Source organism: Natronorubrum thiooxidans, from assembly GCF_900156475.1.
GTDB lineage: Archaea > Halobacteriota > Halobacteria > Halobacteriales > Natrialbaceae > Natronorubrum > Natronorubrum thiooxidans.
On sequence record NZ_FTNR01000026.1, the window covers coordinates 1 to 25,920 of the forward strand.

Consider the following 25,920-nt stretch of genomic DNA (forward strand, 5'->3'; position numbering starts at 1 on the left):
CCCCGATTAGTGTTGTTCAACCGCTATCGACGACTCATCACGACAGAACAGGTGACTCAGGTCAGGCTAACTGGTAATGCTTTGTGAGGTACTGATTTTACTTCTCAATCACTGGATATAAGCGAAGCAAAGCTATGAATTATGTTGCTAATCCCTATATCTGGCAGATTAGCTTCGCCGCCACAACCGCTTCATCCGAGTTCGGAGTGATGACGAATCCTCATCTTTCTCGGATGGTAACTCAGTGGTATCCTCGAGTTCACCCTTCTGCTGTTCAACGATCGATCGTAACTGCTGGCGCTCTGCGGTGAGCTGTTTGATCTGGTCACGTTGGTCTGCAATGGTCTGCTCTAACTCGTCGATATGAGCCTCGAGAAGGTCGTTCTTTTCCTCGAGGTACACTCGATCACGCCCTACAGATCCCAGTTCCACGGTACCACCCTCGAGAGTCGAAGCAGTATCTGTATCAGTCTCAGCAGTAGTATCTACTGACATCTCCACAGTAGACGTTGTCGGCTCGTAGAAGTCATCCGTCGCAGCAATCGCGCGTTCGAGGGTCTTCTCCCTGTATATCGATCCATCGGCGTGGTGGACGTCGTCCCATTTCCCTCAGATAAGCCCTGACTGTCGAAACAGACGATCCATTTGCATCCGATTTCCACCGGTCCAGAACGCTAGCAGACAGCACAGCGCCATATCAGCTTCCGACTGGCTGTCGTATCCACTGGTATTGCCTCGCCACAGCCGGTCGAACTTCTCGCCGTTGCCCGCCGAGCGAGCTTTCTCAAGTAGTACCTCGTCCTCGAGGCCAAGTGTCTGGCTCTGGCTCGAGTCATCACGTCGACCGCCAGTGGCGTCGATCTCGTCGTTGGTATCATCTTCAGCGACGAACTCCTCGTGAACTGCCTGGAGGGCGTCCTGGCGTTCGTTGATCGATGTCGGCGTCCCGTCGACGTGGTCTGCAGTCACAGTGAAAAAGCGAGACTGATCGTACATCTCGATTCCACCTCGGCAGTTTCGCCCGTCGGGGAGATCGCCATGAATGAGGACGTGATAGCCCGTTCCAGATGGCGAGACTTCTGTGTAGGACTCGAGTTGCTGAATGATCTCTTTGCTTCCGGATCTGGTCTCCCAGTCTCTGGATCTCGGCACTTATCCAGGTCGATACCAACGATCGGGTCTGTACTCGTAAACACGAACCCGATTCCATCGGCTCTACCGGTGGATGCATACTCGAGTGCGGTCTCGAGATCACTCCATGTACGATCGTCCGTCGACGATGCAAAGTCGCCGGTCTCCGGATCAACTGGAACCTTCGTCGTGTCGCCATTTCGGGTCTCTTCTCGCCAGCAGATCCACTGCTCGCGAACGCACATCTCCGTCGGCAAGATTGTCTGGTCGGTCATAAGTTCAATAGCCAGCATCCCTCGCTACCGCTCGTTCTGTTACAGTGGGATGACTGGCGCTGTTTTTCAGATCAACAAACCGTCCTCGAGGAGACTGTAGTAGAGAAGAAGAGGCACTCGAGGTGTCACACAGCGGCGCGGCTCCTCCTTAATCCATCGGCCATCACTGGTTCCAACAGGAGTCCCCTAGTTCTTTCTCACTGTACAGTTTTCCCCAACGATTTGAACATTTTGCTAGTCTTGAGTTGTGACTCCGTGATGAGAACAACCAACAAACACCGCCGCAAATCGATTCACAATTCTATGAGTGGATTCTGATATTTTGAGTTCGGGTTCTCATCGTTTGATAGCCCATCGGTTAGAGAGAGCCAGCGGCGTTTGCACCGTTGTACCCTAGCCTTTCTTTGGATGATTTTGGAGGTACAGGGCGAGCTAAAACAGGATCAGATCAACTAATAGCTCCGTCGGGCACTTCTTAGAGCGTACTAAGGAGCTCAACGCAATTCGGAATCGAGTCTAAACCAGGAATTGTACCCGACGGGGCGGTAAGACCCTTAAAACCGAAAGGGTAGTGATCAGAACGAGACTGAAACCGGTCACTACAAAATAACCACAAATGACGGCACCTATGCTGTTACTTCTGGGAATCCACTTCATCTACCGATACCGAGCAATACAGCGGCTGAAAAGAGCATGACGGGGAATCTAATCACGTCGACTCGTCTCTCTCACGCAATATATAGAAAATATGGTAATAGTCCTATTGAAATGGGAGTTTTGATAACACCACTCATTTGTCAGGTGTATAAGTGGAAACGAGAGTCATAGTCTGATCAGAGCATGTGGTGAAAAGTTTTGGCCGTGTCTCAAACACGCTAGAGTAGCAGAGTCTTCGGTCTCTTGATTGCCAAGTACAAGCGCAATCTCCCGGCGAACACGGAGTCGGCAACGTGCGAAAGTCTTCCAGCTTTCTTGCATGCAGTTAATGTGAATGGAACTTTTGTCCATCCGTCTCGAGAGCAAACTCCTCCGCAAGATCAACAACATCGTAGACGTGGATCCCTGACTTGAACCACAGTACCTGATCGCTCACCTCCTCGACATCGGTCGCCGAACACTCGAGTCGATCTGAAACCGCGATCAGGAGATGGTCGAGTTCGGTGGCCTCGATCTTCGCGAGTTTCTCCTCGAGGTACTCGGGCGTCCAGAAGCCGACGATCTCGAGAATCGCCCGTCGCCCGTCCGGATGCTCAACTGCAAAATCGGGAATCATCACCTGAGCACCTAAATCCAGTACGTCGTCTTCGCGGCGTAACTCCCAGTCGGTGGTCGCCCGCTCCCACTTTTGGGCCAGCGTTCGCTCGAGATCGCTGTCAAACTCGTCTTGATCACTGTAGTGAGAGGACAATCCGTCGGTATGGTCAAGTTCAAACATCAGTGATCCACTGTTTGTCGATCCTCCGTCCCCATCGAGGATCTCGGCCTCCATCTCCCAACGGTCACACAAGGGCAGCGCCGGCAGCAAGTTCGCCATCCGAATACCGTACTTCCGAGATTTCGAGAACAACGACGCAGGCCCATCCAGAATTGCCTCGTAGCCTGCAGCGACGTCCGTCGACTCGACCCGCTCGCCAGTTTCATCGATCGGATAGATCCGGTGCATCAACCCGAACAACTTGACATAGCTGAACACTGTATTGAAATGGTCCCACACACGGATTCGCATCTGCGTTGCGTCGTACAGCACCGCCTGGGCCAGTGCAAGGTTGTATCGCGTAAGCATCCAATCAACGCTGATTGTGTCCTCGGCGTAGGTTTCCTCACTATCGCCGGTCAAGCGAGTTGTCGACGAGCTTCCGTCACCGGCATACTTGTCGACGGTTCGATCGGCGAATCGAACCAGCAGCTTGTTGTCCTCGAGGTCGGCATACATTCCTCGGTAACACTCTTCGAGACTGATTCCGAGCTTATCGGCGACGGCACTGTAGACCTCGAGGCGTTGGGTGTCGTCTCCCAGGGTGGGCTGGCGGACGATCGGGTACGACTCGTTGGCCTTCGCGAACAGTGCCTGACGGATCTCCTGGGGATCGGCTGCAGCCACTGTCTCGAACTCACACTCGTCCGTGAGGAGCTTGGCCAGCCCCTGGACGATCTTGTAATCGGTATCGGCGATCGTCAGCTGGTCGATCGTCTCCTCGAGATCACCCTTGGGTTCGCCCAGATGGTCTTCGAAGATGTCGATGAGTTCCTGAGCCGTCTCCCGATACTGGGACTTGGCAGGATCGATAAACAGTGGCTCAACAGATCCGTTTCGCGTGCGCGAACGAGCGAGGTCAGCTGTTAGCATCACTTCCCACCCCCTGGCGACGGTGTTGAGAGATGTACGTTTCCTTGGTATTGGCGGCGATAATCTCGTAGAGGCGTGCTGGCTGGCAGTCTTCCGTTGGGCGAAGGATCCGACCAAGCCGTTGGGCGTACTGGCGTTTCGAGGCACTCCCCGAGAGGATGATTCCGACGTTCGCTGCAGGGACGTCGATACCCTCGTCGAGGACCTGTGAGGTCACGAGCATCGAGTACTCCCCGGTTCGGAACCGGTCGAGAAGGTCTGTGCGTTCCTCGGTAGCCGTTTGGTGGGTAATACACGGGATAACAAACTCCTGGGAAATCTCGTAGGCGAAGTCATTGTTGGCGGTGAAGATGATCGTCCGATCGTCGTAGTGGCGTTTCAGAAGATTGTCCAGGGTGTCGAGCTTTTTCTCGGCGGTCCGAGCAATCTCTTCGGCCCGCTGTTTGGCGATCAGGGCTCGTCGTCCCTGTGGATCGTAGGAACTGCACTTGAGGAACTCCTGGTAGCCCCGTTCCTTCCAGATGTCGAATTCGTGGGAGTCGACGTAGTCACGGTACAGCTGGTATTCCTCGTCGTACTGGTCGCGCTCGTCGGCAGTGAGTTCGACCTCGAGGTGAATCGTCTCGTAGTCGCTGAGGTACTCACCGGTGAGGTCGTCGACGTCCTCCTCGTAGACGACGGGACCGAGCAACTCCTCGAGGACCTCGTGTTGGTCGTCGGCCCGTTCGTAGGTGGCAGTCAATCCGAGCCGATAGGGCGCGATCGTCATTTCGGGGATCTGCTGGTAGGTCGGTGCGGGCAAGTGATGGACTTCGTCGACGACCAGCAGACCGAACTGGTCACCGTACTCGTTGATGTAGCGATAGGCCGAATCGTACGTCGTCACCGTCACGTCCGTGATCGTGTGACTGCCCCCACCGAGGACGCCGACGTCGTCGAGGAGCTGCTCCCCGAAGGCGTTGGTGAGCGTCGCGTGCCACTGGTTGAGCAGATCGATCGTGGGGACGACCACGAGCGTACTGACGCCGCGATTGCCTGGATCGCGAGGAAAGTCTTCCCGCTGCCGGTCGGGAGGACGACACTCCCTCGGCGGTCGTGATCGATCCAGGCCTCGAGGGCGGCCTGCTGGTAGCCTCGAGGTTCGATCACGACGGCAGGTGAGAGGGCAAGGTCACTGTAGGCTCTGGCATCGTCTTCAAGGGGTTCGCTAGCCATCGTGGCCTGCGCGAGGGTCTGCTGGTCGCGACTGGAGGGAGTTGCCCACTGATGGAGGTCGTGATAGCGATAGGCCTGCGCTCGATACTCGTCGACGCGATCGTCCCACTCGGCGTAGGGAACACTGTCGGGGGCGTCTCCCACACCCCCCTGTGCGACGAGTTGGACTTGATCTGTTCTCGAGGAGGTGTCTGTATCCTCATCTAGAACAGCGACGAAGGAGACTCTCGCGCGAGCAACACAGGTGATGATGTACGCACCTCCTCGTCAGCCCTCGAGATCAGCGAACAATGGATACTCTCCTTCCGTGGCGGGTTCGTCATCCTGATTTCCACATACTCGAAGGATGCCGTGTTCAATCGGCGAGTTGTAGACCGCTGTCATTCGAGGGTGCCCGTCACTAGGACACGCCCGCTGGCGAAGAATTAGGTCGGCCCCCGTACAGTCCCATGCATGAACGATCGATCCGCAGGTTCGAGTCGGCCCGAACGGCTCGGCGTCGCGCTCGTGACTGGCGCGGCTTCCGGTATCGGTCGCGAGTTGAGCCGGCAATTTGCCCGAAACGGCCACGATGTGATCGCCGTCGACCTCAACGAGGCAGGCCTGGCCACTCTCGAGCGCGACCTCGCGTCCGAACCCGGGATCGTCGTGGCGACTGTCGCACTCGACCTGACCGACCCAGACACGCCCGCTCGCATCGCTGATCGGGTGGCGGAGACGGGTCGCGTGGTCGACACGCTGGTCAACAATGCCGGCGTCCCCGTCTACGGCCCGTTCGCCGAGACCGACTGGGCCGACGAACGCGCAATGATCCGACTCAATGTCGAGGCGTTGACGTCGCTGACCGATCACTTCCTTGAGGGAATGTGCGAGCGCAGCCGTGGACGGATCCTGAACGTCTCATCGATGGCAGGGATCGTCCCGACGCCGACGGCAGCTGTCTATGGTGCGACGAAGGCGTACGTCCGTTCGTTTTCGCTGGCGCTGGCCGAGGAACTCGCCGGAGAGGGAATCACGGTGACGGCGCTCTGTCCCGGCGAGACGGACACGGCGTTCATGCGACGCGGCGGGATGGAACGCTCGGCAGTCGCCCACGGCGACCTGCTCGATCCCGAACTCGTGGCCAGGGCCGGATACGAGGGTGCGATGGCCGGGAAACGGATCGTCGTCCCCGGCCGACGGGACCGGCTTCGCTATCACCTCTCGCGGCTGCTTCCCCGTCGCCTCGCCGCTAAAGTCACCCGGCGGCTGTGGTCGGGTTCCCAGTGACTACGTCACGGGCCGAGTATCAGCGGCCAGATCGACGCGCCCATCAGGTGGACGATGTATTGAGTGGCGCTGTCTAGCTGCGTCCTGAAATCTTAGAGTCGAAGCTGTCGTCCTGAAATTCTATGGTGGGATTCCCGCGACTCTATGCGCGTGAGAAGGTCAAAGTCGACCGTACCAGTCCTATCCAGCGTGATCGCCGGACGGCGAAGCCACGCCGGGAAACTCTTGATAGGGGCCCGCCTCAATCATCGTCGCTCGCTCGTTCCCGCTCGGCAAACGTCGATTCTGGACCGGCGAGGTCTCGGATAGAACGATCCGTCCACGTGTACGGGACATACGGGTTCCAGACGAATCCTTGTGGGGTTGAAGCTGTGTATGGACAACCTCTGTTAAGTCGGTATCCGTGTTTCAGACAGGAGCGCGGCGAAGGAGGCAACGGTCACCGCGTGGGCGAGTCGTCTCATTTCGTTTCAGTTCATTTCCACGGGTTTGGGACGAGGTCGGCCTGCACCTCGGCGCCGACCTCGATTCGGCAGTCGGAGTGGGGTTCAGCTATGCAGAGGAGCACGTATCCCGCCCGTCGGTGCCGGGGTTTCAGCCCGTTCGCTCGCTCGACGTGGACGAGGTCGCCATCCAGGAGACGCCCGGTGCAGGTAGCGCAGGCGCCATACAGACAGCCGTAGGGGACGCCGAGGCCTTCGCGCTCGGTGGCGTCGATGACCGTCTCGCCCTCGGCCACCTCAACGGTCACCTCCCGGCCGTCGCGCCACTCGAGGGTAACTTGATGCATCTACTGCCAGACGTCGCTGGTGCAGTCGCCGCCGGGCCAGCGAATCTCGTGGGCGCGGGCCGGGCCACCCGGGGCGTCGCCGAAGTCGACGAGGAAGTCTTCGTCGAGTTCCATCCGTCCCTCGTCGGGGTAGACGTCCGCCTTCATCATCAGCGACCCCTTCTCGCCGATTTCGGGGTAGAACTGGTTGTCCCACGAGGAGAACAGGGACGTCGTCCAGTAGATGCGCTTGCCGTCGCGGGAGAGCTGGAGCATCTGGGGCGCGCCACGGATTTCAGTGCCTTGAATCTCCTGTCGGTCGGCGAAGTTACCACCGGCCCAGATCCGATCGACCAGCCGAGGGTTGCCGAAGTCGCTCACATCGTACATCCGCATGTCGCCGTGCAGCCAGTTCGAGAAGAACAGGTACTGGTCGTCCAGCGAGAGGACGATGTCCGTCACGAGACCGGGGACGGGCATGTCCCAGTCGGGATGCTCGCGGGACTCGACGTCGATGACCTTCTCCCACTCCCACACGCCGTCGCTCTCCTCCCAGAAGCGGAGGATGTTCGAGGAGAGCGCCGCACCGACGTAGCCCTGGGTCTCCTCGGGATCGTGCGGCATGCGAATCTCCAGCGGAATCTGCCCCTCCTCGCCGAAGTTCAGGGTCTGCTGGTGCTCCTTGTTCTCCCAGTCCCAGATGTGGATGCTGTCGCCGTACTTGCCCTCCTCGACGTCGTCGAGATCGAAGCCGGGATAGTAGGTCTTCGGCGCAGCCCACTCCGTCGAGATCATCACGTTGTGACGGGGCTGGTACCAGTAGTCGTAGTTCATCTCCATGTCGCCGCGGTCGGCTTCCCAGTGGCCGTCGATGGAGAAGTCGCTCTGGTCCAACTGGAGGAAACCACCGGGGAGTTCGCCGTTGGCGTCCCCAAGCATACTGATGACGACCTTCCCACCGGGGACACAGTGAACCGTGTGCGGCGCAGACAGATCGTATTCGAAGATCTCCTCGGGTTCGATGACCTTCTCGATCTCCATGTTACGTGGGTCCTCGGCGTCGAGGATGTGGATGCGGGAGGACCGCTGTCCGGGGACGATGAGGTGATCGCGCATCAGCCCCTCGGTGTGACACGATGACGAACAGGAGTTCCAGCCGAAGTGGTGGAGTTCGTCGCCCTTGTTCGGCATCTCGACGGTGTCGACCAGTTCGCTGTACGTGTCCGATTCGGGGTCGAGGTCGACGACGCCGATGAAATCGGAGCCGTCGACGTCCATCCCGACACGGAGCGCGATGACGAACGCCGTCTTCTCGCGCTCCGACTCGGTCCGCATCGCCGCGGGCGTCGGATAGCCCGGTCCCTCTACCTCGTGGTGTTCGTGTCCGTGCTTCTCGGCCGTGCTGCTGGGTTCGTCAGTGCTCATGCGAGACAGTAACACCCACATGAGGGGGATAAATAATAATTAAGTTGTCGAGCGACAACTCGTATCGGTTGGTCGATCTTGGGGAAACCTTATGCGCTGGCCGACGTACTCCCGGGGTGTGTTCGTGGTGTCCTACGACGATCGGGAGGGTGCCTGATGCGTGAGTTCACGTTTGATATCGTGTACGAGACGGGTTCCGATCCGGTGATGGACGTGTTCATCGAGCATCCGACACTCGTCGCCAAGGCGTTACACGGTTGTGTAACCGAGGACTGCTTCTGGCGCATCGAGCGGCTGATCGGTCCGACAGCGGCGCTCGACGCAGTCGAACGACTCCGCCTCGACGAGACAGTACAAACGGCGTCAGTGACCGAGGTGGACTGTTCGGCCATGCGGTACCACGATGTGCTGGACCGTTCGGACGACGAGCGGGTGATCTACACCCACGTCGAGAACGTCGAGGACGGCGAATCCGTTCAGACGCTTGCCGGTCGGTATCTCCCCAACGGATCACTCTACTGCACCTCGCGTCGAGAGAACCGTCACAGCTGGCGCATCTTCATGAAGTCCGACGAGAATGTGGGCCTGTTGTACGACGCTCTCGGCGCGAATTTGCGGGCGGGACTTGCCTTTCGTATGGGTCACCTCCGCAACGCCGAGGGATGGGGACACAACTCCTTGGGGTCGGTGGCGCTCCCCCCAGACCAGCGGACAGCGATGCGCGCGGCCCTCGATCACGGCTACTACCGGACGCCGCGAGAGGTCACGTTGGACGACCTAGCCGAGGAGCTTGGCGTGCCACGGTCGACGCTCTCCTATCGGTTGCGCCGGGCGGAAGAACGGCTCGTGTCGGGATATCTCGGCGAGACCGGCTAGCTACTCGTTTAGCCAGGTCTCGTCGATCCGCTCGTAGTCCTGGAGTTCGTCCGGAAAAAAGAGGTTGATCTCCCGTTCGTTTGCACCCTCGTGGTCGGAGCCGTGGATGACGTTCCGACCGAGGTCGAGACCGAAGTCGCCGCGGATGGTGCCGGGGTCGGACTCGGCGGGATCCGTCTCGCCCATCATCGCCTGGGCCTGCCGGGTGGCGTCCTGGCTCTCCCAGACCATCGCCATGCCCGGACCGAATGAACTCGACGAGACCGTCGCTCGGGACGTTTCCGAAACGCCAGCGTCTCTCGGTCGCTGTCGTAGTCCTTCAGCACTCACTCGTCGCTGTGCTCCCCGTTCGTGAGTGAATCCCTGAAAAGTAGTGGGAGGTAGATTTGAACCAGACGGCACCCGAACGTAGTGAGGGTGACGCCGTGGTTCAAACTTCCACCGTGCTATATCCGGCGCTCACGGATTTGTTTGCGCCAAAATATAGCGGGAGGTAGATTTGAACTACCGATCTGCGGGTTATGAGCCCGCCGGAATCTCCTGGCTATCCCATCCCGCTACATGCCTCTCTTTGTCGGCCACGATTAAGGGTTGTTATTCTCTTGCCGTCTGTGAAATGTACACACCCACTGATCGGCTGAACTGACCGATCCAGCGGTGACTTCCTTCCCACCATACTCGCTCACGGCTTGCGCCGTTCGCTCCTTGAGGGTGGGGCTTCCTGTTTCGACGACGCGCTTTGCAGGAACCGAATTGGTTCCCATAGGGAGTGCAGTCTCCGCAGGCGTTCGAAAATCGTCTGCCGATTTTCTCAGCCCATCAGAATCTTTCGATTCTGAGGACGTTGATTCGGGACAGCCCGTCCCTACTTGCTTCAGGCCGCGTACCAAGATGTTGTAGGCCGCGTTCCAGTCCCTGTCTGCCGTGAAACCGCATGAGGGACACGAGTGTTCGCGGACCCACAACGGCTTGTCGGTTGAGACGCCACACGCCGAACACTCTTTGGTCGTTCCGGCCGGATCCACGGCCACGAAATGCGTGCCTTCGCGTTCGCACTTGTACTCCACCATTCGGAGGAACGTCCCCCACGCCGCTCCGGCGCGGTTGCGGCTGTTCGACGGCAGTTCCATCAAGCCCTTCGCGTCGAGATCTTCTACCGCGACGAGATCGTACTCTCGGGCGTAGTGGTTCGAGAGCTTGTGCAGGAAGTCCCGGCGCTTCCGTTGCAGGTCGGCGTGACGTTTGGCGACGACGCGCTGTTGCTTGCGGTAGTTCGCCGAGCCGTGCTGTTTCCGCGAGAGCTTTCGGTGCTCGCGTTCGAGTCGGTCACGTTCGTCGGACAAGTCGGGGCGTTCGACGGCTGTTACGTCGGTGTCGTGAGCGTACTTGAGGATACCCACGTCGATCCCGACGCACTTCTCAAGCGTATCCGGTTTCGACGGTGCATCGTTCTCGGTTTCGATTCCGAGGACGGCGAACCACTCGCCGGTTGGTTCCTGCTTGACGACGACTTCTTTGACCGTGGCGTCGTCGGGAACGTCGCGGTGGTAGACCAGCGGAATATCGCCGATTTTGGAAAGAGAAAGCACAGTACAGCCACTCGTGTTCTTGAGTTCGAAGCCGGTTTGACTGTACTTGACCGAGCGATATTCCTGTGGGGCCTTCCATTTGAGTCCACCGACGCGGTAGCCGTTGTCCTTCCGCCCCTTCAGTGTCGAGAGGTTGCCGTACAGCCGTTGTACGACCTTCTGTAGCACTTTCGAGTGGACCTTCTTTAGGTCGGTCCACTCGCGTTTGAGGTGGGGGGGATCGACTGCTCGGAGTAGGCCGAGGCTCCGTCCTCTCGGTTGAGTCGGTGCAGGAAATGGTTGTAGACCTGTCGGCAGGTATCGACAGTCCACGCTAACTGTTCATGGAGTTCGTCGGTCGGATTGAGCCGATACCTGTAGTTGTATCGCATGGTCTACTCGTCTTCGTCGGTTGGATCGGTGACGCGGACGACTTTGACAGTTGCGCCAGTCCACGCTTTCGGGACGTAGATGTGCGCACCGTTGCCGGTCGGTTTGACTTCGGCTTTGAGGACTTCGTGTCCTTCGACCTCGTACCGATCCATTGAGAGTATCTACGAGGTAGATACTCATGTAGCTACCGGTAGCGTGGGCCTGAGGGACTGCTGTGGAACAGTGCAAGAAACTCGTGCGGCGTTGACGAGACGCTTCGCGTCTCGTTCGCACACCAGAAATCGAAGATTTCTGGGGACGCTGTATCCCCTCCCTGCTCGCTTCGCTCGCTGAGGAAGGGGCATTAGCGCCTCGATTCAGGTAAACGACTCGAGAGGATCACCACGGCTGGGTCCGGAACGGAATCGAAGCGCAAAAAACAACGATTCGATCGCAGTCGACGATCAGTTGCGACGGAGCAACAGCATCGTCGAGAGGATCGCGACGAGAGCAACTGCGACACCGAATCCGGGAGAGCCATCGTCCTCACCACCATCGGTTTCCTCGTCAGTGTCCTCCTCGTCGGCGTCCAGACTGAGGTATTCAGTGACCTGTTGCATGTCGAGGCGTGGATGCTCGTCGTCCCACTCGCCGGGCATGTGGACGACGGTTTCGTCGTCGACGCCCTCGAGCGCTCGGACGTCGTCTTCGGTGGCATCAGCGTCGACCAACTCAGTCACGTAAACGTACCCGGCATCGTCGTTGGCGTAAACGTGTGCGATCGAGTAGCCGTGGAACGCATCCTCGAGATGGGCTTCGAAGGCGGTGAAGTCGTCGAACTTCGCCCCCGTCTCCATCTCGATCGTGCCGTCGTCCATGTTAAGATCGAACTTGGCGAGTTCGAGGTCTGCCTCCTCGAACGCCGTCATGAACTCGAGTGCCTCGTCGTCGGCGGTCGGATTGTTTTCGAGGTTCTCGATCACTGCGGAGAGTGCGTTCTCGAGGAACTCATCCTGTGTGACCGTGAGACCCATCTCCATCTCGATTTCATCGTCGACGGTCTCGGCATGGGCGTTCATCGAGAACTCCGGGCTCTCGATGTCACGCTCTGCGAGCGCGGTCGTGTATGCCTCCCAGTTCTCCGCATCGGAAGAGACGTCCATCGAGAACGTCTGTGTCTGGGTCTCGTCTTGGGAGAGCGTGAGATTCCACTCGGACGTCTGGACGAGGTCGGAGTCCGCCTGTGCCTCGTACATATCGGTGTACTCGTCGGAGTCGAAAGCGGTCTCATCGTTCATCCCTCCGGCCGACTCAGCGAGATCGAGAGCCGCAAAGACGGTCGAATCGAGGTCGGTGAGTGTGACATCCCACGCACCCTCGACCGTGTCCCCGCTCATGAGATACGAGACGTCGAGTGTGTCGATTTCAGCGGCAAGGAGATCCGAAGCCAGCTGTTCGGCGTCGTCTTCCTCGAGGTCGAGTTCGGAATCGGCGGCGAGTTCGTCCGCGACGGTCGACTCGAGTCCGTCTTTGACGTTCTCGAGTTCGACGGTGTACGTGACATCGAGGTGACCGCCACCCATGTCATCTTCCTGGAACTCGTGTGAGTGAACCGTAACCGTCGCATCACCGCCGAGTTCCGCTTCGACACCGCTAAACTGAGCTTCGAGCGTCTGCTTGGCGTCGGCTTCGGTTCGCCAGTTATCGGCCTGATACTGGGAGAAGTACTTCTGTTGTCTCACATCGAGGGTATACCCACCATCTGCTTCGGTGATCCCGAGGTCGAGTCCGACGTCCGAGGCGCTCACACTCCCCATCGTGGTAGCACTGAACTCGCCGTCAGTACTGAACTCGTCGGCGCTCGAGACCGTCTGTCCGGAGGCAGACGCCTGCGTGAATCCGGTTCCGGCGTCCATCACCATCTTGAGGTCGGCTTCGAACTCATTTGTCTCCTGTGTCTGTTCGCCCGTCACGTTCATCGAGAGATCAGAGATCTCGGCCGGACGATCGGCCACGAGCTCACCGGAAGACTCCGCGCGATCGCCATCGAGTTCCATCGAGAACGCGGCGTCGACATCCTCTTCCATATCATCGGTGATGAGTGCGTAGACGACCGATTCAGTGACGTCGAGACCGAACTCACCGGTCGCATCGTCATCCGAGTCCGTTTCGTAGACGAGGACAGCGTCGCCGTTTTCATCGACGAAGACCTCGTCGGCCGGGTCGACCTCATCGATACCCGTGTCCGCGAATGCGGTGCCGGCGAACATCGATGTGATCAGTACAGCGGCCATCACGACCGTCGCAATACTCTGCAGGGACCGTTTTGAAAAAGCCTGCCTGTTCATCAGTTTTGTATTTTAAACCTCACATACATGTATCTTTCGTAGACATTATCTACCAAAATACATTCAGATGTGAACGACACTCAACAAAAGGTATTACGCTGCAAGCGAAACTCACCAGCGAATGCGCGCCAACAGTCGGGTGTGGACGCTACTCGTCGTTTTCTTGCTGGTTACGAGTGTGGGTACTGTCAACGGGGGCAACCAGGTGTCGGAACGTCCGGTTGGAGAGACTATCGAAGGGATCGACGCGACCGATGCGGCCGACGAGGTATACGTCTCAGCAAACGGCGACGCCGTCCTCGTCTACGAACGGCCTCACGAGACAACGGAGCTCGAGGGAACAGTTGCCATGGAAACCGACAGCGGACTGGCGTACGCCCTCTACAATGGCACGTTTGAGGGGGCGGCCGGGTTGACCGGCAACGTGACACTCCAGACGGACCAGGAGTCGGTTGCAAGTTCCGGAGACCTCGTGGTGACAGAGTCAACGTCGATAACCGACCTCGACGCGGACGTCCAGGTTCGCCAGACCGACCGGGAGTCGAACTCGACTGTCGACGTTCAGGCGACCGTACCTGACCGAGAACTGCCGTACTCGTCGGTCCAGACAGATGGTGAACTCGAGTTCACGGGGGACTCAATCATCGGCTCGGGAACGGTGCGCACATACGCGAATAACTCAGCAGGGATGCCGGTGACAAACGAGTCCCTCGAGCTGACGCTTTCCGAAACTGACGACGGCTACGCCCTCGCCGTGACCGAACGCCGGGCCGTCGAGGAGTGGGAACGAGACCGGTGGAACACTCGACAGGACGCACGCGAAACCCTCGAGAACAGGTTCTCAAGTGTCGCCATCGAGCTGGGTGGCACAGCAGACGGGACCCTCGAGTCGTATCGCTTCACGGAAGCCGGTGAGCGGGACGTCGTCGAGTACGAGTACGATGTCGAATACATCGGCGTCAAAGAGCAGGTGGCAGAGACGGTGGTCACGCAGGTACAGCAGCGTTCAGAAGCGAATCTCGACGAGACAGAAGCGCGTGTGCTGGCCGATCGGATCGCATCGACACGGCTCGAGGACCTGTCGATTGTTGTTGATCGACACGGACCTCGAACCGACGTCGAGTGGGAACTCGAAGCCAGTGGATACGACGAACTCGTCCTCGGCACGGTCGAGATCGCCGAATCGATCGACGCGATTGACGACAGCGTCGTCGATCGGTTCGACGAGATCAGAGCGACACTCGAGACACGGAACCAGACGAATCTTCGACAGACAGCCACCTGGAACGCCTCGGTCGAAGCAGACGGGAATCGGACGACGATCGATGCCACCTGGAGCACCGATTCAGAAAACTGGCAGACGTACACTGCGGAACTCGAAGCTCAGGAACTCGAGTCGCTGATTCCGGAAACGACCGCAACGGTGGATGCGAAAACGACGGCTGATGGCCTCGAACTCGTCTACGACTACGAGACGACTGCCGATAGCGCGCTCGACCGGACGCTCACGGAACTCGAGGGAGCCACAACGGGGGCGAGCGACGTCGTGGCGTCGACCAGGGAACTCCACGAGCTGTTCCGAACAGCCGAACTGACGAAAGCCGAGATGACGATCGACAACGGGACGTCCGAACTCGAGGCGGCGGCAGCCACTTCTGACGGCTCGTTCGACGCGCTTTCAATAGCGAACGACAGCGAACTATCAGTCACAGCGGTCTACGTCGAGAGCAACAACGACTCGAGTACGGTGTCCGTCGTCGCCGATGGCTTCGTAACTGCGGACCCGACGGAGACCGAAGTGCGTAATCGCGAGCAGGTCGAGACCGAGACCGACGTCCACATGCCCGGCGAGTGGGACCGTGAGTTCCCACGGATCGACACGGAGCGAGTTGAGACGTTCCTCGGGACCGACCTCGACAGCGAGGATGAGGGCGGCGATGACGATGAGCGGACGAATATCGTGATGGTGGTCTCGGTACTCGTTGCCCTGGGTACGGTGACGCTCATCGGATATTATGGTGTTCGCCGGACGTCTCTCAGTCGGGCGAACGTCAAGTCTGACTGAAAAGAAGTAAGACCCTCCCGGAGAGTGCCACGCGTACGACGACTGATGGACGAAGACGGAGAGATACGAGGTGAGACGGACGTTCTCACACAACTCGTCGATGTGATCACGACGCACACGACGGTCGTGATCGTTTTGTTACTCGCTCTGACAGCCGTCTTCGGGGTCGGAATCACCGCCATCGAGTATGACACGTCGCTCGAGCAGTTCGGAAGTCAGACGGCCGAAACGGCGGCACTCGAGTACGCCACCGAGAACTTTACCACTCGAGATGAAGCGAACACGACAGTTACAACGGTGACCGTCAGCGGTGAGAACGTCCTCACGAAAGAATCACTCCTCGAGTCGCTAACACTCCAACGACAGCTTCACGCGAACGAAACGGTCAATGCAACCCTTACCGAGACGTCGCCAATCATCGGAGTAGAAAACGTCGTCGCGACGGGCGTGATTCGGGAGCGAAAAGCCGACACGCTCATCGCGCGCAGCGCCGACCTCGAGGAGCGGGGAGCGCGACTCAACGCGACGGCCGCGGCGCTACAGCGGGATCTCGAGGACATCCGTGACCTCCAGGAGGAATACGAGCAACTGAACACCTCCTCCGAGAACGGGGATATCAGTGCCGAAACGTACCGAACGCGCTCGCGCGAACTCGAGGCGGCACTCGAGGACGTCCGCACGCGAGCGACGGCAGATCTCGAGAACGAACAGGAACGCTCGTTCAACCGTTCGATGGCGAGTGTCAGGGCCGTCCAGGCGGAGATAAGTGCCACCGAACAGGCGCTGGCCGACGGGAACATCAGTCAGACCACGCACGATCGGCAGATGAATCGTCTCGACAGTGATCTCAAGGCTGCCTACACCGACGGGACGGTCGGCGTGCTCAACGAGGAGTACGATCGGCTGTGGAACCAACAACAGGAACTGGAGGCCGAGCGTGACGCGCTCGAATCGACCGAACAGCCGCCGCTGTCCGAACAGATCGAGGCGATCGAGTCGCTCAACGAGTCGGCCTACGAACGCCACCTCGAGTCGATACTTGACGATCAAAACGGGCCGGTTGGAGACCTTGCAGCGACAATGCTCCCATCGTCGTACGAGCCCGGATCGACGCGTGCAGACGAGCGACTGCTCCTCATCAGACAGTCACACGACACCGACACGGGCGAGCGGGTTGGATCGGCTGACGACCGACTCGTCGAGAGTCAGCTCACGATACAGCAACTGGCGAACGACCACGATGAGGCCACCGCAAGTGAATCCGCCGTGTTCGGTGTCGGGATCGTGACCGAGGAGATCGATCGAGCGATCGCCGACAGCCTCCGATTCGTCGGGCCGCTTGCACTTGGGGTCGTCCTCGTCTCGCTGACGATCGCCTACCGTGACCCACTCGAGGTCGGACTGGGTTGTGTCGGTATCGTCACGGTGCTCATCTGGACGTTCGGGTTCATGGGCTGGGCTGGAATCGCGTTCAACCAACTGTTCGTCGCGATCCCCGTGGTACTGATCGGACTCTCGATCGATTACGCGATCCACGTCTTCATGCGCCACCGAGAGTGTCACACTACCGAGACAGCCGCCGTTCCCGTTCGGCCCGCCATGTCGATCGCACTTGCCGGCGTGGGCGTGGCGCTCGTGTGGGTGACGGCGACGACGGCGATCGGATTTCTCTCGAACCTGGTGAGTCCGATCGGGCCACTTCGGGAGTTCGGGCTCGTAAGCACGGTTGGGATTATCTCGGCACTACTCGTCTTCGGTGGCCTGATCCCAGCGATCAAGATCGAACTCGAGGAACGCCTCGAGGGCCGTGATATCGACCGGCACAGACCCGCTCTCGGGACTCAGGAGGGGGTCATCCAGAAGGCGCTCTCGGTGGGCTCAAAGGCGGCACGGGCCGCACCGATCGTGGTCCTCGTCGTGGTCGTCGCGATGACCGCGGGGAGTCTGTACGCAGCAGGGACAGTGGGCACGAGTTTCGAACAGGAAGCCCTCCTCGCCGAGGATCCGGCGTGGATCGATCGAGTCCCTGTGACGACGACAGACCAGGAATATCAGGCGAAAGACGGATTCACGGCCCTCAACGAGCGGTTCGACTACAGGGACTCACAGGCACAGATCGTCGTCACTGGCGATGTGACCGATGGGGAGACGCTCGAGCGAATCGACGCGGCACGGACACAGGCCGAGTCGACCGAGTCGGCCGATGCCCCGCGAACGGCCGGCGCTCACGATCGGGATCCACTAACGGTCATGGAATCCGTCGCCGAAACGGACAACTCGTTCAACGCCTCGTTCCAGCTCGCCGACCGAACGGGTGACGGCGTTCCCAACCAGAACGTCGAAGGACTGTACGACCAACTGTTCGAAATCGATCCCAACGCCGCGAGCGACGTCATCTACCGAACGGACGAGGGCGAGTACGAATCCGTTCGGCTGCTCGTTTCCGTTCGCGGTGATGCGGACGGTGAGCAGACGACGAGGGAGATGCGGGCGGTCGCGAAGACGATCGACGACGGCGGAACGGAGCCACGCTGGAACGCGACCGCGACCGGCGCGCCCATCGTCGACCACATCGTCGAAGCCAGCCTGCTCGAGGCGATCCTCGAGAGTCTGGCGATTACGCTCGTGGCGGTTGTCGCGTTCCTCACGACCGCGTACGCCCTCACCGGTAACGGGGCAACGCTCGGGGTGGTCACGCTGTTCCCGGTCGTCCTCGCTGTCTGCTGGATCGTCGGCACGATGGCCGTCCTGGATATCCCGTTTAATGTCCTGACCGGAACGGTCGCGAGTTTCACGATCGGACTCGGTGTCGCCTACAACATCCACGTGAGTTCGCGGTACACCCTCGAACTTCGCCGACAGGAGACCATCGACGACGCACTCCAAACGACCATGACGGGAACCGGCGGCGCGTTGCTCGGCAGCGTGGCGACGACGGCGCTCGGCTTCAGTACGCTCACGCTCGCGTTTCTCCCCGCCGTTCGACAGTTCGGCATCGTGACGGCACTGACGATCGTCTACGCGTTCCTCGCGAGCATCCTCGTGCTACCGACGTTGCTGGTCGGCTGGACGCGATATTTCGGCCAGGATCTTCTTCACGGACACGAATTGGTGTCGGAGGACACCCACACCACCGACGAGACCACGGAGCAGTAAGCACAGAATTCCCTCGTCAGCGGTCGAGTTCACCCACGCAAATTCATAGGCGAGCAAGACGATCAGCACGCAGACTAATGTGGGAGCCGTCCCTATGGGCTCGTAATGGCTGGCTTCAGCGATCCACGGCCACCACTTCCCGAATGGATTGTCAAATGTTACAAGCAGCTCTGTTCTCACGCTTGTACGTCAGATCACCGAGAAGACGACCTCCGCTCGATCGAACACGAAGACGCCATCGACGTGTTGCTCACTGATTCCGAGTTCTCACTCGAGCCGGAAGACGCCACGTATGCACTCACGCGATTGCTCGAGCGGGGCTACTTCTACGAGGTCGGTGATGAGCTTCGGGTGACGACACCGGACGAACAGTGTTAGGGTGGCCACAGTAACCCACTAGACTGCGTCGTCGACGTCCTCGAGGAGGGTGTCGATATACTGGTCTTCCCAGTTCCGTCGATCCTCGAGTTCACGGCGGCCGCGACGAGTGACGGTGTAGAAATTGGTCCGCTGATCTTTGGTCCCCTTTTCGATCAATCCTTTCTCGACGAGCGTGTCGAGATTGGGATAGAGCCGTCCGGGATGGATCTCGGATTCGTAGTAGTCCTCGAGTTCCGCTTTGATCGCGAGTCCGTGAGGGTCGTCCAGTCCAGCAGTGACGTACAGAAGATCACGCTGGAAACCAGTCAAGTCATACATACGCTGTAATTACGTAACTTAATACATTAAATTCACGGTTAGATGATTGTTCAGAACGAATAGACTACGAGCGCGCTGTTCCGACGGCGATAGTCCAAAAGCCGATCCCGGTCGCGACGACAGTCAGAACGATTGCGATCGTAAAGCTACCAGTGTACGCGACACTCGCCGTTCCAAGCGGCGGCATCGCTAAGGCAGCGACACCGATTGCGACATTGAATACGCCAACGATTGCGGTGTCTTTCTCCGGTGAATAAATACCCATCAGAAGCGGAATATACAACGTCGCGGTCCCGCCCAATCCGAGGCCGATCAGGAAGATTGCGACCAGCAGTACCGAAAGAACGGGGACGAACAGCAGGGCAATGCCAATAGCCGCACAGACGAGTGAGGCGAGAAAGGCCCGTCTCGAGCCCATAACGTCAGCAAGAAACCCGCTTCCGATCCGTGAAATGATACTGACACCGCCGATCAGGCCGAACGCAGTCGACGCACCGGCCGCCGTCAGTCCACGAGCGACAAACAGATCGACAGCGTAGGCAGCCAGCAGTTGATACCACGCAAACGAGAGCGCCATCCCGAGAAACAGCAACTGAAACGTCCGGGTGCCACCTAGCCGAGCGAGCCACTCGAGTAGTTCGCCGGCGGTCGCGGTCGATTGGTCTGCCCACTGTGGTCGCCGACAAACGAGAGCGGCGAGGAGAAACGCGACCGCGGTCACTGACATGATGATCAGAAAGCCACGGCGTACGCCCACCGTCGCGAGGGCATACTGCCAAATCGGCGGGAGCACGAACAGGCCGAGTCCGTTCCCGACGAAGATCAGCCCTGTTGCCACACCGCGGCGGCGCTCGAACCAGCGCGGAATGACCGACGCGACGAGGACAAAGACCGTCCCGAGTGCGAGCCCGAGGACAGCGAACACGACGATCAGCCCGCCAATCGAGCCCGTGAGATACAGCGCCGGTGCCAGAACACCGGTTGCAATCGAACAGGCGAGCAACACTGCTCGAGCCCGAAATCGAGCACCGAACACACCAACGAGTCCGGAGCCAATAAAGAACGTAAAGAGCATGATTGCGAACACGACAGAGAGCGCAATCGACGAGATCCCGAAGACGTCACTGAACGGCTCACGGAAAATTCCATACGAGAGCGGCGTGCCAAACGTAAAGACCATCGCCACGGCACCGACTATCGCCACCATCCAGCTACGGCGGCTATCTGGACGTTCTGTACGATCAGGGCACACGACTCGCTTTCGACGACGCTCAATCGAAAGCGTTCTGATTTACGGGGAACCGGGGAACTATCCTCGAGTATGGCCGTGAGGTTCTCGAATCGACGCCTCGATCGGGTGATGGTGTATCGCCTCACCGAAGACACGCTCTGTGATGTGGAAGCTGTACTGAAACACCGCTGGTGATATTCAAAGAAAATCCAGAGGTATATAGGTTCGAAGAGTCACCGATAGCGTACCCGAAAGACGCGCTGTCCCGTACGCAGTTCTGGGATCGGCGGCGGACACGGAGATCGCGTTCACCGCCAATATCTGTCGACGCACGTCCTGCTACAGCCAGCGTGGCTGTCTCACTGGGTGACCGGACCGCTATGATCGGCTCTACTTATACGAGGAGCAGGCGCAATACCACGGCGTTCACGCCGTGGATACGCGCCGTCACAGAACGACGCAAACCACCGAGAACAGCACGGCAGGATATTCTACCGCCTTCAATCCGAGATTTTATAAGAAAAGCGAGTATAAGCGATTATACAGACGTTTCGCGATGCTGGAAGTCCACCGTACTCACCGAGCGAACATCCTCAACCACTCCCAAGTAAAGGAACCGCTCAACCGACACGGGTGGTCGGCCAGCAAACTCTGGAACGTCGCGAACTACCACTCCCGTCAAGTGTGGGAAGACACGGGCAAGATTCCCGACCACGGCGACCTCAAAGACGAGTTGAAGACGCACACCAAATACAAGGGACTGCATTCACAGTCCAGTCAGCGCGTTCTGGAGGAACTCGCTGAAGCCTTCAACTCGTGGTACGGGAAGAGGAAGTCAGACAGTCGAGCGAATCCGCCCGGCTACCGCAAGAAAAACTACTACGACGACCACGGCAATTGCGTCCATGAAGAACACCCGCGTTCGACGGTGACATGGAAGCAAAACGGCATCCGCCACGACACCAAAAACAACCGCGTCCGACTCTCAAAAGGCGCAAATCACAAGGAACACCCGAAAGCGTGGGAATACATCCTTGTCGAGTACGAAACGCGCCCCGGCGTGACAGTCGAGAATCTACAACAGGTTCGTGCTGTTTACGACAGAGCGAACGAGCGGTGGGAACTGCACCTCGTCTGCAAAGACAAAATCGAGACGCCCAACGCACCCGGTAACGAAACAGCAGGTGTCGACCTCGGCATCTGTAATTTCGCCGCCGTTGCGTACAGCACGGAAGAAGCTGACCTATACCCGGGCAATCGTCTGAAACAGGACGGCTACTACTTCCCGAAAGAAATCTCAAAGTGCGACGATTCAGGTGGCGAAACAGCAACCCGACTGCACCACAAGTGGTCGGAACGCCGTACCCACTTCTTTCACTCCTTAGCGAAGCACATCGTTGAGCGGTGTGTTGAGAAGAGGGTTAGTCGCATCAGCGTCGGGAAGTTCGCTGGTGTTCGAGAGGACGAGAACGGCGAGTCGAAGAACTGGGGCCGTCACGGCAACCTCGACCTGCACGGGTGGGCATTCGACCGCTTCACCAGCATCCTCACCTACAAGGCGAAGCTCGAGGGTATCGAAGTCGGAGAAGTGTCCGAGCGCGATACGAGTAAGACGTGTTGTGTCTGTGGGAGGGAAGACGACAATCAGCGTGTTGAACGTGGCTTGTACGTGTGCGAAGAGTGTGATGCGGCGTTCAACGCTGACGTGAACGGGGCAGAGAATATCCGTCTTGAGTTGAACCGAAGTAACTCCGAGTCTTCCGGGCAATTGTCCGGGGATAGGAGTACCGGCTGGTTGGCACAGCCCGGAGTCTATCTTCATGACTTGTCCAGCGGATTCCAACCGCAGGACCAAGTGGTAGACTGCAAACCGTAATATCCCAACTGCGGTCGGGATTCCTCCGCGTTCACGCGGAGGAGGATGTCAAGAGCGATGGAAAGAAGAAATGCCTCCCCGTCGACACGGGTCATCAGGGAGAACCTCGAGCATTACTCACGCGAATTGCTCGTGGAGAAACGCCGTACGAACTCGATGCCGGTGACAAAGTCGTCTTCTCTGCACGAGTAATTCCCGAGCCAACGAACGAAGGGCAACGGTATCAGGCCGAAAAATTGCTTGGAATGCAAGGAGCCCGGATCTACGACGAGATTCACGTCTCCGGCCATCTTCGTCAAGAAGGTCACTATACAATGCTTGACGCACTCCAGCCACAGCATATCATCCCTGCTCATCAAGAGATGAGTGGATTTTCGGGGTACGTCGATCTTGCATCCAATCAGGGATACAAGCTCGGACGGGATCTCCACGTTACGTTAATGGAAACGTCATCCAATTAGTGTGAGTTGAACGATCCGCGACGCTGTCGTATAGTTTTTCAATTACAACGCTACAACGATCGATCCCCTCTCCGAGAACGTCACTGTACACCCAATCGAGCGACGACTGTGCCTGAGTGTATGACTTGTTTCAGTTGTAGGCAAATCAAGGAGAAAGCTCCGTTCTTCACCAGAGACACCCTCACCAGCAGCATCGTGAATCAGGTTCGGCGTCTACTGTTCAATGCGGAAAGGATGGCAATATAGCATCAGGAAAACCGGAACGTCTCCAGATTTTTCGGCTGGTGGGTCCTGATGTTGTGCTTCTGGTAGAGGGCTGAAGAGAGTTCATCCGTCGCTCGATCGTCACCATGGACACAGAGAATCGTTTCTGGCTGTGGATTCATCTCCTCGACGTACTGTTCAAGTCCCCTTCGGTCTGCGTGACCTGAGAACCCGCTCACAGATTCGATACGGCAGTCCAGTGTGAGCCGATCCGCACGGCCACCTTGTCCCTCGAGTGTAACCTCGGTGCGACCGCTTTCGATTCTGCGACCAAGCGTCCCTTCCGCCTGATAGCCGACGAACAAAAGCGTGTTATCCGATTCAGGGCCCAGTAATTCAAGCCATGACATAATCGGTCCACCAGTCACCATCCCCGACGTCGAGAGGATGATACAGGGGTCTCCACTTGCGATTTCTTCGCGCATCGGCTGTCCACCGTCAACTTGCTGGAACTGCTCGGCCAGGAACGGGTTCTCGTCCTCGTGAAGGATTCGCTGACGAAGTCCATCACGGAGATACTCCGGATATGCCGTGTGGATCGCAGTTGCTTCACGAATCATCCCGTCGAGATAGATTGGCATCGTCGGAATCTCATCGAGCCGCATCGCCTCCTCAAGGACTAACATTAATTCCTGTGAGCGGCCAACGGCAAATGCTGGGATAACAACGATACCATCTTGCTCGTACGTTTCTCTAATAATCCGTCGGACCCGCGTTTCACTCTTTTCGGTATCCGTCTGGAAATCGTTCTTCCGACCGTACGTCGACTCCATAATCATCGTCTCGGCTCGAGGGAAGTCATTGACTGCCCCGTTGAACAGCCGTGTTGGTTCGTAGTGAACGTCGCCAGAGAAAACGACATTATGGAACCCACTCCCCACATGAAAGTGAGCAGTCGCACTCCCCAGAATATGCCCTGCATTATGCATTGTCAACTTAATATCGGGTGCGATATCAGTGACATCGCCATACTCGATCGGAATCGTGTGCTTGATCGCCTGCCGTACCTGCTCGCTCGAATAGGGCGGCGTACGACCTTCTTTCGAGGCAACGTCGAGATAGTCGAGTTGTAGCAGGCCCATCAGATCCCGTGTGGGTTCGGTCGTATAAATCGGTCCGCTGTAGCCGTATTTAAATAACAGTGGAAGCAACGCACTGTGATCGAGATGTGCATGTGTCAAGACAACAGCGTCGATCTCTGGTAGCGGCATCGCTTCCGGAGCATGAAGGTATGGCACTTCTCCCTCGGCACCGGGTTTATCTCCACAATCGACGAGTATTTTTGTGTTCGGAGTATGCAAAATAAAACTCGCTCGACCGACTTCACGACAACAGCCAAGTGTCGTCACTCGGACCCAATCAACGTCTTTGTCAGGAGCCGCATGGATATCTTCCCCAACGTCCTCGAGAAAATCACGTCGCTCCGCCCGCTCTTGCGTAAGATAATTTCTGACGTTATCTACCGTTGATGACTCCATCGGAGGCGTTCGAACGACTTCCGGGTTCCATCCTACTTTTTGTGTGATCTCACGAATCGTACGTCCACGCTGGCCGATCACTAACCCCGGTTTCTCGGCTTCGATAAGTACCTCTCCAGTCGTCGGATGAAACTCGAGATTATGTATGTTCGCTTTGTCGGGGACAACGTCATGAATCACTGCCTCAGCTTCTGATGGACCTGATTGGGTTCCCGTAACCGGTCGAATAGTTATTCGTTTGCGGAGCGCATGAGCAAGAGTTCCGAGAATGTCACCATCCTTGGCGAACTCTTGGGGTGTTTCAGTATAAATAACGAGATCTGGTCCTTCATACTGAACGTTGCTCACGTCCAGCTGTGATGGAACTTCGTTTCTAACACGTTCGTACAAGTCGGAATTGGTTATAGTATCACTCATAGGTGAGTCCGCTGTCTCATCATATCGCCGTTGGTTACCATGTATCCCTTATTAAGAGACTGATTACTCAGAATTATCCGGGCTAAGCGGTCAGCCAACCGAATGCACAGAGAGGGATTGACGAGTTGCTACTGTTATTTTTGTGATGATGAATAAAAGACTTCGTACTGCAACAAGCGTTCCAATTGATGAATCACAAACAAAAGCGATAACGATCCCGGTCGTTCAGGTGTCTCTAGTAGCCACGGAAAGCCAATATACACCGTATCGCACAACGCTGTATGATGGATCGTTTCAGTTGGTACTACACCGTATTTTCCAGCCAGCCATATATGGCAATTTATGTTCAATAAGAATGATGAATGCAGAACACAGGAAGAAAGTGTTCTATATGAGTTGAGTATGAGTGGAAGCGGCGAAACGAGTTTCCCAGAGGGTCGCCCACTCCAGTACTCACCGTAACGCAGACGGGCTTATCTTCCGTGTTCGGGATGGGTACGGGAGGAACCCCGCCGCTCTGGCCGCTGTAATGCCGACCGGCGGAATCGAACCGCCGTCAGACCACTGTCGGTCGCTGCTACGATATGAATGGAGGCGGCGAAACGAGTTTCCCAGAGGGTCGCCCACTCCAGTACTCACCGTAACGCAGGCGAGCTTATCTTCCGTGTTCGGGATGGG

At 58.0% G+C, this 25,920-nt stretch carries 14 protein-coding genes, 1 tRNA gene, 2 rRNA genes and 5 pseudogenes; 7 read left to right on the top strand and 15 right to left on the bottom strand.

Going from position 1 to position 25,920, the window contains the following annotated elements; translation table 11 throughout:
• Positions 1-168 precede the first annotated feature (168 nt).
• The 3 genes and pseudogenes from BW940_RS19440 to BW940_RS22495 form a co-directional block, all read right to left on the bottom strand.
• Positions 169-1,406: pseudogene (locus BW940_RS19440) on the bottom strand (phage NrS-1 polymerase family protein).
• A gap of 982 nt (positions 1,407-2,388) precedes the next feature.
• Positions 2,389-3,753, bottom strand: a complete 1,365-nt coding sequence (locus BW940_RS19445; RefSeq protein WP_076610849.1) for a DUF790 family protein — start codon at positions 3,751-3,753, stop codon at positions 2,389-2,391.
• A pseudogene (locus BW940_RS22495) lies at positions 3,740-5,112 on the bottom strand (DEAD/DEAH box helicase family protein). Before BW940_RS22495 ends, BW940_RS19445 begins: the two are co-directional and overlap by 14 nt.
• A 309-nt stretch (positions 5,113-5,421) precedes the next feature.
• On the opposite strand from BW940_RS22495, the gene BW940_RS19455 reads away from it, so the two are divergent.
• Positions 5,422-6,237 (top strand): SDR family NAD(P)-dependent oxidoreductase, encoded by an 816-nt coding sequence (locus BW940_RS19455; RefSeq protein ID WP_076610837.1) that lies wholly within the window; start codon positions 5,422-5,424, stop codon positions 6,235-6,237.
• Between the two features lie 475 nt (positions 6,238-6,712).
• Here the strand turns inward: BW940_RS19455 and BW940_RS19460 are convergent, their stop codons facing one another.
• Positions 6,713-7,027 (bottom strand): 2Fe-2S iron-sulfur cluster-binding protein, encoded by a 315-nt coding sequence (locus BW940_RS19460; protein WP_076610838.1) that lies wholly within the window; start codon positions 7,025-7,027, stop codon positions 6,713-6,715.
• On the bottom strand, positions 7,028-8,431 hold the full coding sequence (locus BW940_RS19465; RefSeq protein WP_076610839.1) for a selenium-binding protein SBP56-related protein: 1,404 nt from the start codon (positions 8,429-8,431) through the stop codon (positions 7,028-7,030).
• 156 nt (positions 8,432-8,587) lie between these two features.
• Between BW940_RS19465 and BW940_RS19470 the strand changes: the two genes are divergently transcribed.
• Positions 8,588-9,307: a helix-turn-helix domain-containing protein gene (locus tag BW940_RS19470; RefSeq protein WP_076610840.1), complete on the top strand. Its 720-nt coding sequence runs from the start codon at positions 8,588-8,590 to the stop codon at positions 9,305-9,307.
• Here BW940_RS19470 and BW940_RS21290 read toward each other — a convergent pair.
• The 5 genes and pseudogenes from BW940_RS21290 to BW940_RS19490 all read right to left on the bottom strand — a co-directional run.
• Positions 9,308-9,571 (bottom strand): annotated as a pseudogene (locus tag BW940_RS21290) (nucleoside-diphosphate kinase); the annotation flags it as partial.
• A gap of 220 nt (positions 9,572-9,791) precedes the next feature.
• Positions 9,792-9,866: transfer RNA gene (locus BW940_RS19480), tRNA-Met, on the bottom strand.
• Between the two features lie 145 nt (positions 9,867-10,011).
• Positions 10,012-11,267 (bottom strand): annotated as a pseudogene (locus BW940_RS19485) (RNA-guided endonuclease InsQ/TnpB family protein); the annotation flags it as partial.
• Between the two features lie 3 nt (positions 11,268-11,270).
• Positions 11,271-11,420: a DUF2080 family transposase-associated protein gene (locus BW940_RS21295; RefSeq protein ID WP_015233475.1), complete on the bottom strand. Its 150-nt coding sequence runs from the start codon at positions 11,418-11,420 to the stop codon at positions 11,271-11,273.
• Between the two features lie 291 nt (positions 11,421-11,711).
• Positions 11,712-13,541 (bottom strand): PGF-CTERM sorting domain-containing protein, encoded by a 1,830-nt coding sequence (locus BW940_RS19490; RefSeq protein ID WP_076610841.1) that lies wholly within the window; start codon positions 13,539-13,541, stop codon positions 11,712-11,714.
• Between the two features lie 175 nt (positions 13,542-13,716).
• On the opposite strand from BW940_RS19490, the gene BW940_RS19495 reads away from it, so the two are divergent.
• From BW940_RS19495 to BW940_RS19505, 3 genes are all read left to right on the top strand, one after another.
• Positions 13,717-15,660, top strand: a complete 1,944-nt coding sequence (locus BW940_RS19495; protein WP_076610842.1) for a hypothetical protein — start codon at positions 13,717-13,719, stop codon at positions 15,658-15,660.
• Positions 15,661-15,705: 45 nt separating this feature from the next.
• A complete protein-coding gene (locus BW940_RS19500; RefSeq protein ID WP_076610843.1) occupies positions 15,706-18,816 on the top strand; it encodes an MMPL family transporter in 3,111 nt (1,036 codons plus the stop codon).
• Positions 18,817-18,921: 105 nt separating this feature from the next.
• A complete protein-coding gene (locus BW940_RS19505) occupies positions 18,922-19,194 on the top strand; it encodes a hypothetical protein (protein WP_076610844.1) in 273 nt (90 codons plus the stop codon).
• Positions 19,195-19,212: 18 nt separating this feature from the next.
• Here the strand turns inward: BW940_RS19505 and BW940_RS19510 are convergent, their stop codons facing one another.
• Both BW940_RS19510 and BW940_RS19515 read right to left on the bottom strand, forming a co-directional pair.
• Complete coding sequence (locus BW940_RS19510) at positions 19,213-19,515, bottom strand: PadR family transcriptional regulator (protein WP_076610845.1); 303 nt, start codon at positions 19,513-19,515, stop codon at positions 19,213-19,215.
• Positions 19,516-19,579: 64 nt separating this feature from the next.
• On the bottom strand, positions 19,580-20,722 hold the full coding sequence (locus tag BW940_RS19515) for an MFS transporter (RefSeq protein ID WP_076610846.1): 1,143 nt from the start codon (positions 20,720-20,722) through the stop codon (positions 19,580-19,582).
• Between the two features lie 580 nt (positions 20,723-21,302).
• Between BW940_RS19515 and BW940_RS19520 the strand changes: the two genes are divergently transcribed.
• A complete protein-coding gene (locus BW940_RS19520; RefSeq protein ID WP_076610847.1) occupies positions 21,303-22,622 on the top strand; it encodes an RNA-guided endonuclease InsQ/TnpB family protein in 1,320 nt (439 codons plus the stop codon).
• Positions 22,623-22,681: 59 nt separating this feature from the next.
• A pseudogene (locus BW940_RS22240) lies at positions 22,682-23,088 on the top strand (ribonuclease J); the annotation flags it as partial.
• A 243-nt stretch (positions 23,089-23,331) separates the two neighbouring features.
• Here the strand turns inward: BW940_RS22240 and BW940_RS19530 are convergent.
• From BW940_RS19530 to rrf (BW940_RS19540), 3 genes are all read right to left on the bottom strand, one after another.
• Positions 23,332-25,242, bottom strand: a complete 1,911-nt coding sequence (locus tag BW940_RS19530; RefSeq protein WP_076610848.1) for a beta-CASP ribonuclease aCPSF1 — start codon at positions 25,240-25,242, stop codon at positions 23,332-23,334.
• A gap of 407 nt (positions 25,243-25,649) precedes the next feature.
• Positions 25,650-25,771 (bottom strand): 5S ribosomal RNA (gene rrf, locus BW940_RS19535).
• Between the two features lie 60 nt (positions 25,772-25,831).
• Positions 25,832-25,920 (bottom strand): 5S ribosomal RNA (gene rrf / locus BW940_RS19540); the annotation flags it as partial.

Coding starts and splice junctions, on each gene's coding strand:
- BW940_RS19510 (WP_076610845.1), bottom strand. CDS start 19,515: ATGTATGACTTGACTGGTTTCCAGCGTGATCTTCTGTACGTCACTGCT.
- BW940_RS19515 (WP_076610846.1), bottom strand. CDS start 20,722: ATGGTGGCGATAGTCGGTGCCGTGGCGATGGTCTTTACGTTTGGCACG.
- BW940_RS19500 (WP_076610843.1), top strand. CDS start 15,706: ATGGACGAAGACGGAGAGATACGAGGTGAGACGGACGTTCTCACACAA.
- BW940_RS19445 (WP_076610849.1), bottom strand. CDS start 3,753: ATGCTAACAGCTGACCTCGCTCGTTCGCGCACGCGAAACGGATCTGTT.
- BW940_RS19465 (WP_076610839.1), bottom strand. CDS start 8,431: ATGAGCACTGACGAACCCAGCAGCACGGCCGAGAAGCACGGACACGAA.
- BW940_RS19470 (WP_076610840.1), top strand. CDS start 8,588: ATGCGTGAGTTCACGTTTGATATCGTGTACGAGACGGGTTCCGATCCG.
- BW940_RS19490 (WP_076610841.1), bottom strand. CDS start 13,541: ATGGCCGCTGTACTGATCACATCGATGTTCGCCGGCACCGCATTCGCG.
- BW940_RS19530 (WP_076610848.1), bottom strand. CDS start 25,242: ATGAGTGATACTATAACCAATTCCGACTTGTACGAACGTGTTAGAAAC.
- BW940_RS19460 (WP_076610838.1), bottom strand. CDS start 7,027: ATGCATCAAGTTACCCTCGAGTGGCGCGACGGCCGGGAGGTGACCGTT.
- BW940_RS21295 (WP_015233475.1), bottom strand. CDS start 11,420: ATGGATCGGTACGAGGTCGAAGGACACGAAGTCCTCAAAGCCGAAGTC.
- BW940_RS19505 (WP_076610844.1), top strand. CDS start 18,922: ATGGCTGGCTTCAGCGATCCACGGCCACCACTTCCCGAATGGATTGTC.
- BW940_RS19495 (WP_076610842.1), top strand. CDS start 13,717: ATGCGCGCCAACAGTCGGGTGTGGACGCTACTCGTCGTTTTCTTGCTG.
- BW940_RS19455 (WP_076610837.1), top strand. CDS start 5,422: ATGAACGATCGATCCGCAGGTTCGAGTCGGCCCGAACGGCTCGGCGTC.
- BW940_RS19520 (WP_076610847.1), top strand. CDS start 21,303: ATGCTGGAAGTCCACCGTACTCACCGAGCGAACATCCTCAACCACTCC.